The sequence below is a fragment of the Candidatus Hydrogenedentota bacterium genome (genome assembly GCA_018005585.1).
Classification (GTDB): Bacteria; Hydrogenedentota; Hydrogenedentia; order Hydrogenedentales; family JAGMZX01; genus JAGMZX01.
Genome location: JAGMZX010000188.1, coordinates 1 through 9,582, shown reverse-complemented (window position 1 = coordinate 9,582; position 9,582 = coordinate 1). Strand labels below are relative to the sequence as shown.

Annotated in this window: 4 protein-coding genes; 3 read left to right on the top strand and 1 reads right to left on the bottom strand. The window is 64.8% G+C overall.

What is annotated here, in order from left to right; translation table 11 throughout:
- Positions 1-4,309 (top strand): DUF5011 domain-containing protein (locus KA184_21425; protein MBP8132148.1); only part of this gene is annotated, 4,309 nt, incomplete at its 5' end.
- Positions 4,310-4,483: 174 nt separating this feature from the next.
- A complete protein-coding gene (locus KA184_21420; GenBank protein MBP8132147.1) occupies positions 4,484-5,545 on the top strand; it encodes a hypothetical protein in 1,062 nt (353 codons plus the stop codon).
- 28 nt (positions 5,546-5,573) lie between these two features.
- Here KA184_21420 and KA184_21415 read toward each other — a convergent pair whose 3' ends face one another.
- Positions 5,574-6,686 carry a GntR family transcriptional regulator gene (locus KA184_21415; GenBank protein MBP8132146.1) on the bottom strand — a complete coding sequence of 371 codons (1,113 nt, stop codon included), beginning with the start codon at positions 6,684-6,686 and terminating at the stop codon, positions 5,574-5,576.
- 494 nt (positions 6,687-7,180) lie between these two features.
- Here KA184_21415 and KA184_21410 point away from each other — a divergent pair.
- Positions 7,181-9,582, top strand: a 2,402-nt coding sequence (locus KA184_21410) for a hypothetical protein (protein MBP8132145.1), incomplete at its 3' end; no start/stop codon positions are given.

The following is a 9,582-nucleotide window of genomic DNA, read 5'->3' as shown; positions in this document are numbered from 1 at the left end:
GGCTTACATCTGGTGGTTGGGCTGGACCCTGGTGGGCTGGGGCGGCGCAGGCGGCAACGGCGGGCAAGGGGCAACCGGCGGCTGGGGTGGCAACGGCGGCGACGGCGGCTGGGGCGGCGCAGGCGGCGCGGGCGGATACGGCGGTGGCGCGATTATCTTGTCCGCGCGCGGTTTGCTTGAACTGGAACCGGGCGCGGCGCTGGACATTTCCGCAACGGCGGCCGCGGGCGGCTTGAGTGGTAACGCGGGCTCCGGCGGGGGTGGCGGGAGCGGACCCAGCGGCTGGACCGGCAATGGGCGCACGGACGGTGCGGGTCCTGCGTGCTGGGGCGTTTGCGGCGGCTATGGCGGTTCCGGCGGCTGGGGCGGCGGCGCAGGCTGGGGCGGCACGGGCGGCAGCGGCGGGGCAGGCGGCGCAGGGGGCGCAGGCGGCAGGGCAACGCCCGGCATGGTCAAGCTGCACGGTTCGATCGTCGAAGCATCTGGCGCTGTCGTTTACTGCAATAACCACACGCCGGACACAAACGGCAACTATCTGGGCCGCTTCACGCTGATTTCCAACATGACAACGGCGAAGCAAGCCGCAAGTACGCCGTCCTTCAACGACGATATACTTGCGGGAACTGCATATAACGACAACGTACTCACGGGGCCGAGCTTGTATGACCCCGCTTTCTACACGCCTTTGATTCCCACGCTGGAGGGCGGTCCCGCCACGGCGGGCTACACACTTCCGGACTATTGGAATAAGGAGCGGGTAGACCTCGAGTTGGCGGGCGTCGCATCCCCGCAACTAGTCGAGATGGTGCGCCTTACGGGCGATTTTGAGAGTTTCGACCAGGTCTTCCTGGTGAACACGAGCATCGTCGACACGGCGGCGATGGTCACGGTGACCGTCGATGGGTATGCGCCAATTGACGTGGGCTTCCTGGCTCCGGGCCAAGTGTGGACGATCCTTGTGCCGGTAGACATGACCGCAAGTGTGACGTTCCGGCTTGACGTGGGCCCCCAAATCTCCGTCACGGGAGGACCGCTCAATTTCGGCATTCATGAAACGGGAAGCGGACTCACCGCTGCCCAGCGAATCACGCTCGAGAACACCGGAACGCGAGACCTCCTTTTCTCGAGCGTCGATGTGACAGGCCCGGATGCCGCGAATTTCTCCATCCAAGGCTACTCGTGGACCAATCCCATGGCGCCCGGCCAAGCGGGCGTAGTGGATATCGCGTTCGACCCGCAGCCCTCCGGAGAAAAATATGCGGACCTGACGGTCGTATCTAACGCCCTGAACGAACCCGTTGTGGCCGTTGGACTGACGGGAATCGCCGATGCAAAGCCCACCATAACCTCAGCGGAGCCTTCCGTAACCGTGGAGTGCGCCGGACCCTCAGGCGCGGAAGCCGAGGTGAGCGTCCACGTGGAGGATGGGGATGGCGACCCGCTGACGGTTGCATGGGAAGTCAACGGCACTCTCGTCCGGACGGACGAAGTCGCGGCGAGCGGCCCCCCGACGGCCGCGGACCTGTCCCTGAACGTTGCGTGCGCGTACGGCTCGAACACGGTGCGCGTCACGGTGTTCGACCAATACATCGGCCAGCAGAGCGAGACCCTGGTCACTGCGACGGTCGAAGACACGGTCCCGCCGGTGATCACCATGGCGGGCGCGACGGACATCACGCTCGAAGTGCATACGCCGTACGTCGATGCGGGCGCCTCGGCCCTGGACGCCTGCGACGGCGACCTTACCAGCCAGATTGCAGCGGCTAACAACGTGGTGAACACGGTGCTGGGCAACTACGGCGTTACCTATAATGTCTCGGACGCGGCGGGGAACCCGGCCACGGAAGCGCTGCGCTGGGTTCACATCGTTGACACCACCCCTCCGGTCATCACCCTGAACGGGAGCGACCCGCTCGAACAGGAAGTGAACACGCCGTTCGTGGACCCGGGCGCGACAGCCATGGACAACTACGACGGCGATATCAGCCACATGGTCGCCGCCTCGGGCAACGTCGATGCTTCAACGTTGGGCGCTTACACGATAGCGTATGACGTGGCCGACTCCTCGAACAATCAAGCGGTTACCGTCACCCGCACGGTCGTCGTGCAAGACACGACGCCGCCGGAGGCGTTCTGCAAGGATTACACGGCGGCCTTGGACAGTGCGGGCGCCGCGGCCATCAGTGCGAACGACATAGACGGCGGCAGCACGGACAACTACGCCATCGAGTCGATACACGCCACGCCGAATGCGTTCACTTGCGACAACCTGGGCGCGAACGCCGTCACGCTCACAGTCCAGGACACGAGCGGGAACATGAGCACCTGCGTGGCGACGGTGACGGTCCTGGATTCCTTGCCGCCGGAAATGACGGTACAGAACGCAACCATCGAATTGGACGAATACGGCGCGGCCTCGGTCACGGCCGGCCAGGTAGACGGCGGCACGTCGGACAACTGCGAGGTGGCGTCGCTCTCCGTCGCTCCGGATGCGTTTGACTGCGAAGACCTGGGCGAGAATCCGGTGGTGCTGACCGCCGCGGACGCGAGCGGTAACGAAGCCTCCGCGGAAGCGGTCGTGACCGTGAAGGACTCCATCGCGCCGGCGGCCTCGGCCCAAGACATCACGGTGACGCTGGACACCGCGGGTGCGGCATCTATCGTCGCTGCGGATATCGATGCCGGCAGCAGCGACAACTGCTCCGTGGCCTCGCGGAATGTCGCGCCGGACACTTTCTCCTGCGCGGACATCGGCGCGAATCCGGTCACATTGACCATAACGGACCAAAGTGGAAACGCTTCAACTGCGGCCGCGGTGGTGACGGTTGTGGACACCATTGTGCCGGCGGCCCTGGCCCAAGACATCACGGTGGCGCTTGACCCCGCGGGCATGGCGTTCATAACGGCCTCGGACTTGGACGCCGGCAGCAGCGACAATTGCGAGGTAGCGTCGATGAGCGTCGCGCCGAGCTCCTTTGGCTGCGCGAATATCGGGCAAAATGCGGTGACATTGACGGTGACCGACCAAAGCGGGAACGTGAGCACCGCATCCGCGCTTGTGACCGTGAGGGATGTGACGGCGCCGGTTGCGGTGTGCCGGGATATCACGGTGCAGCTTGATGCGAGCGGCGATGCCGCTATCACGGCGGCGGACATCGACGCGGGCAGCAATGATGCATGCGGAATCGCCGCGGCAAGCGCCGCGCCGACCACATTCACATGCGCCAACGTGGGGGCGAATGCCGTCACCTTGACAGTCGTGGATGTGAACGGCAACGCCGCTTCCTGCGTCGCCACGGTTACCGTTGTGGACCCGGTGGCGCCTGAACTCACGTGCCCGGCAGACGTTACGCTCGACGCGGACGACTCCTGCACGGCGCCTGTTCCGGACCTTGCGGCGCTGGCCGTCGCCACTGATAGCTGCGGCATTGCAGGCGTTGCGCAATCGCCCGCCGCGGGCGCCGCAGCGCCCTTGGGCAACACGGTGGTTGCCATCACGGCTACGGATGTCAACGGGAACAGCACGCAATGCGCCGTGACCGTGACGGTGGTGGACGTGACGCCGCCAGTCGTAGCGAATGAAGCGGTCACCCCGAATCCGGTGGCGGTGAATACTCCGTTCGTTATCACGGCTACGGCCGCCGACCTTTGCTCGAACATCGTCGCGGCGGAATACAGCCTGGACGGCGGCGCGACGTGGCTGCCGATGGACCCCATCGGGTCGCCTGCGCTGTCGGCCGGCGTCTCCGCGACGGTCGCGGGAGTCTCTTCCTCGACCATCCTGACCGTATCGGTGCGCGGCACGGATGCGGCGGGCAACGTCAGCGCGCCCGTCAGTCTGTTTCTGCCGGTCTATGACCCGTCCGGAGGCTTCGTCACGGGCGGCGGCTGGATTAGCTCGCCGCCGGGCGCGTACGCGCTGGACCCGGAGCTCACTGGCAAGGCCACGTTCGGGTTTGTCTCGAAGTACAAGAAGGGCGCGAACACGCCCGAAGGCCAGACCGAATTCCAGTTCAGAGCCGGCAACCTGAACTTCCACTCAAGTTCTTATGAGTGGCTGGTCATCGCGGGCGCAAAGGCGTTGTACAAGGGCGTCGGGACTATCAACGGCGCAGGAAGCTACAAGTTCTTCCTGAGCGCCATTGACGGCGACCTCAAGAACGCCGGGTGCCCGGATACGTTCCGCATTCGCATTTTCACGGAGCAGGATGGTGTCGAAACGATAGTCTATGACAACCTGCTCGGCGCGAGCATGGATGCGGACCCGACAACCGTGCTGGGAGGCGGTTCGATCGTGGTGCACAAGTAGCCGCATCAGACAAGGATAACGCGAAGTGTGGCGGATGGGCCGTGGGCGGCGTTTGCCAACGCCGCCCCGTCCCTGTTATGCGGGGCGCGTGCACGGCGGCGCGGCTCTTCGCAAGCTGCGCCCCGCAAGGGGGATGCGCCGGCAATGCAATTGCAGGCGAGGGAGACGGTTGCCATGCGGTATCAGGTCGCGGTCGGACTGGCGGTGATCCTGGCGGCGGCGTTCGGCGCGTGCAGAGAACCGGAGCCGACGCCGGCCCCGAGCGCGGCCTCAATCCCGGAGCCCGGGAAGGCCCCGGCGCCGCCGTCCGGGAAGGCGCTGCCTTCCGCCGAGTCCCCGGCGCCAGAACTCGACCCGGCGCTGGCTTCCGTGATCGAAGACATTAGCGCGCGCTGGTCGCGAGTGCCGGCGCTGCGCGCGAGGGTCGAACTGGTCTCCAACCTGATGGCGGGACCCGCCCAAGGCGGCAGCATCGAGGGCCAAGGCGTCTACGAATACTTGAAACAGGGCGAAACCGGCCTGTATCGCGCCGAAATCACGTTGCGCTTCAAGATGCCGGGCATGGACGACGATGCGCCCCCCGGCGCGCCCCCTCCGCTGCCGGTGCCTTCCCCGGGCGCATCCATCAAGCTGGTGCATGTGTTCGACGGCAAGGAGGTATATCTCCAGAACACGATAAACATGCCCGCGCCCGGCCTCTCGCCGGCGCCGCAGACGACGGTTGTTATCCGGGGAACCCCCGAGGAAATGGGCGCGTACCAGTTGCCGGGCAGTTTCGGGCCCAATCCCCTTGCGCATTACCTGCGGGAAGGATGGACACTCCGGCTCATGCCGGAAACCACCTGTGAGGACAGGCCCGCCTACGTGATCGAGGCCAAAGCGCCACCAGACGCGGCGGGCATTGCCGCTTCCGGGTGGCAACTGGTCTCTTTCGACAAGGAGACCGGCGCGCTGATGATGCTGGTCCACTTTGCCGGAACAGAGGAGGCCGCCGCCACCACGACATTCAAGAGCCTCGAATTCGACGCAGTCATAGACCCCGCCCACTTCGTCTATCAAGCACCGGACGGCTCGGTTGTCCGCGAGGCCCGCGAGGTTGCCGGGATGTTCCAGGCCATGGGCGCGCCCGTTCCCGGCGCCGCCCCGCTCATGGCAGGCCCGCCCGCGCTGCCAGCGTCTCCCACGCCGCCACCGCAGCCTCCCGCCGCGCCCGCAAGCGGCGAATCAGGCGCCTAGCAGGCACGCGCCGCAGCCAACCTGCCGCTCACGTTTCCGCGAAGTTAAACGCGGGCCTCAGCAGAAGCCGCGTGGCCAGGCCATGCGGATTGTCGACGCGGTCCATCAGCAGGTTGGCGCCTTGGCAGCCCATGTCGTCAGATTGCTGCCTGGCCAGCCGTACCTTCAGGTCCGGGTGTGCCATAAACTCGCCGTCATCAATCGAGCCCAGGTCCATGTCCCCCGGCACCGTGTAACCAAGCCGGCGCATCAAGTCCTCAGCCAACAGTGCAATCCAGCCCTGGGAACAGAAGAACGCCGTGGGCCGGCTCCGGTGCGCCACCACGCGGTCGATCTCCGTGGGGCCGCCATGGTTTGCGGTCGAAACTTCCGCCACGAGCCCGTCGATGAAGGGCAGCGAAGCTTCTTTAAGGGCACGCCGGTAGCCCGCGAGCCGGTCTTCATTCGCTGTGTTGTGATACACGTTGCTCAGAAACCCGATATGCCGGTGGCCCGCGGCAATCAGATTCTTCGTGACCGTGTAGGCGAGGTATTCGTTGTCCGTTGCAACGCAATCATAGTCCGCGTCCCGCACGTAACGGTCCATGAGTACAAACGGGAAATTGGCGTCCTTGAAATCCCGCAAAATCCGCAAGGTCTCCGCGCAGTCGTCGCTGAGCCAGAGCGCCACGCCCGCAATGCCGCTGCGGCGGATTTCCCGCAGCAATTCCGCCTGGTTCTGGTCCGTGCATTCCGTGAAGTACACCAGCACATGGGAACCGCGCTCACCCGTCCGGTGGACGAAGCCTTCGACGATACCGCGCACGTGCGGGCTTTTGCCGTGCGGGCAGATGCACGCGACCACACGGCCTTGGCTGACCGTGAAGCGGCGCGCCCGGTACGCTGACGGGGTCACGAAGGAACCGCGCCGCCGCGACCGCGTCAAATAGCCCTCCAGCTCAAGCTCCCGCAGGGCCTGCCGTGTCGGATTCCGGCTCACCCCGTATTGCTTCGCCAAGTCAAACTCAGAAGGCACGCGCGCGCCCTCGGCGAGTTCCCCCCGGTCGATGGCGCTTTTCAGGTCCTGTTTGATTCTGAGATAGAGCGGCACTCCGGTCCCTGCGGTGGCCTTCGGGCGCAAGTCCTCCTGGGGCGCATCCATAACCCTGTACTCCAACTTTTGCGGCGGCCCATACTACAACGACCGCACACGACAGGACCATAATGTAATACTTCTTGACAGGCCAGGTCAATTGTAATTCTTGAAAGCCCCATTGTCGGCCCAAAATGTGATTTGGCATGTGCCGGCCCAGCACGGAACCCTGACCCGGTTCGCAATTGAATGCGAAATGTGATTCCCCGGATTATGGCCTGTTTGTGTGATATTGCAGGGCAGCGTTCGCGACGGGACCGCGCCCCGCCGCCAGTTGAACGGCGCCGGATGACCTGCGGCCCGTGCGAGGGACCATTACCAAGCGCTCAGGCAAGGCAGTACGATGAAAGATAGGTCTGGACAATTTGCGGCGGTGGGTGTAGAATACAAAAGAGTAGAATGCCGGAGTAATTGACATTCCAAACATGATCAATTGTGATACACTACGTAATGGCAATTATAGGATTCTAATAGGAGAGGGATGCGTTATGCCGGGAAAAGCGATGCGAAGAATCGGGCTTGCGCTAGTGCTGGCGCTGGCGTTTTCTACGGCGCACGCGGGCATTCCGCGCGTGTTGCTCGTGGGAGACAGCTGGACCGGTTTCCTCTGGAAAGACCGGGTTGTGCGCGATGTGTTTAACATGACAGGCTTGGGCATGTTCGAGGAGGACGGACGTTTCACGGCGATAGGGGGCATGCCTGCGGCCATACTCGCTTCGGAGCCGTTGCTGAATCTCATTACGGCGGCGCTGCTGGCGAGCCCAACCATCGATACGGTGCACCTGAGCACGGGTGGTATCGACCTGCTTGCGTCTTATCACACAAGCATGACAGCCGATCAGCGGGCGGCGCTCTGGTCGAGCATTCGCGCAAACGTCCAGAAGGTTGTGAACCACATCCTGAGTGTGCGGCCGAATATCCGCGTCCTGATTGTCGATTACGATTATCTCAATCTCTTTGAATCGGTGCTGGGACTGGGCCCGCTGGACCGGAGCAACGAGGCGCTGTTGCTTTGGGCGTATCTGGGTTTTCCAACGCCCAGCCAGATCAACGGTGCATTCATTGAACTCGGGCGCGAGAAGTTGGAGCTGGCCCAGGAAACACCGCGCTGCGAGTACATTCAGAACTTCGGCCTTATGCAGTATTGCTTCGGCTATCCGTCGATCTTCCTGCTGCCGGGCACGGTGCCGTTCCCCGGCACGGCGGCGTCGGACTACTGGCCCATGCCGGGCGGCTATCCCGCCTATCCGAGTCCGCCGGAAGCCATGAACCGGTCGGGCCTCAAGCTGGACGCCATCCATCTGAACCGGACCGGCTACACCTACTTGGTGTTGAATTGCGTGCAGCAATACTATCTCGATTGGATGCTCCATCCCTTCGTGCCCGACACGACCCCGCCCGAGGTCAATTCCATCACGCTGAAGAACGAAAACCCGACCAACGCCGCCACGGTAACGTTTCTCGTAACGTTCAATGAGCGCGTCGTCGGCGTGGACGCCACGGATTTCGCCGTGCAGGCGACGGGCAGCCTGACCGGTGCGCGCGTGATTGATGCCGCCGGTTCCGGCACAACGTACACCGTGACGGCGGAAACCGGCGCGGGCGAAGGCAACTTGGGCGTCACGGTACTGGACGATGACACGATTTGGGATGAATGGCAGAACCCGTTTGGCGGTCCGGGCGCCGGGAATGGAAGCTTCACGGACGGTGAACAGTACTATATTGACAACGTGGGGCCGCGTTTCACGATTGCCGCCGATGCGGGATGCCCGACGGGCGCGAACCCTTACAAAGTCTACGTGACGGCGAACGAACCGGTGTTCGGCCTCAGCGTATCCGACGTCAATACGAAAAACGGTGGCATTGCGTACTTCGAAGGTATCGCCGCGGAATACAGCTTCGACTTGATCTCTTTCGAACCGGGCGAGGTTCGAGTATGGGTGCCCGCGGGCGCGGCGCAGGATGCCGTGGGCAACTGGAATGACGAGTCGGACCATTTCGTCTGCGCGTACACCGGCCCGGGCATCAGCAATCCGCTCACGCTGTACGTCAGTGACGGGTCAGACGGGCGGCTGACCGTCGCGGAGGGCAACCTGCTCATCGATACCGATGCGCTGACGATGTCCGGCGCGTACGAGGCGCAAGGCCGCGACGAATTCGGCGTCTGTGTCTTTGATTTCCTGAGTGTGGACATCGGCGGCGGCGTGACCGTCACGGTTCAAGGCCAGCGGCCGCTCGCCATCGCATCCAAGACGAATGTGCTTTGGGGCGCCTCGCTGGATGTGTCCGCGGCGGTGCCGGGTCGTGCGGGCGGCGGCGTGGGTGGCGTGGGCGGCGTGGGCGGCGTGGGCGGCGCGGGCGGCGCGGGCGGCGCGGGCGGCATGGCCGGCATGGGCGGCGACGGAGGTTGGGGGGGGCCAGGCTATCCACCCAGTCCCGGCTCGCCGGGCGCTGCGGCCGAAGCGGGCTCGCCGGGCGCCTCGAGTGTTTCCGGAGCCCCCGGCGGCGCGGGCGTACCGGGCGAGGCAGGCGGCAAGGGTTGGGGTCAGTCTGGCGGCAACGGCGCGGGCGGCATGGGCGCCGCACCTGACGGGAATCAAGGCGCGGTTGCGGGCGGCGCGAGCGGCGCCGCTGGTACAGGCGGCTTGGGCGGCGCAACCGGCTCATTCGGCAGTGGTCAGCCGGGCGAGCACGGCACACCGGGCAGCTCCGGCGAGGCCGGGCCGAGCGGCGGCACGGGAACACCGGGCGGCGCGGGCGGCGATGGACTCGACGCGCGATTCGCATTTGACCCGAACACGTTGGCCTTGGCCGCAGGCAGCGGCGGCGGCGGCGGCGCGGGCGGCGCAGGCGGCAGCGGCGGCGGCGCGTTCGGTTACCTATTCAACGAATGGATCTTGCTCTA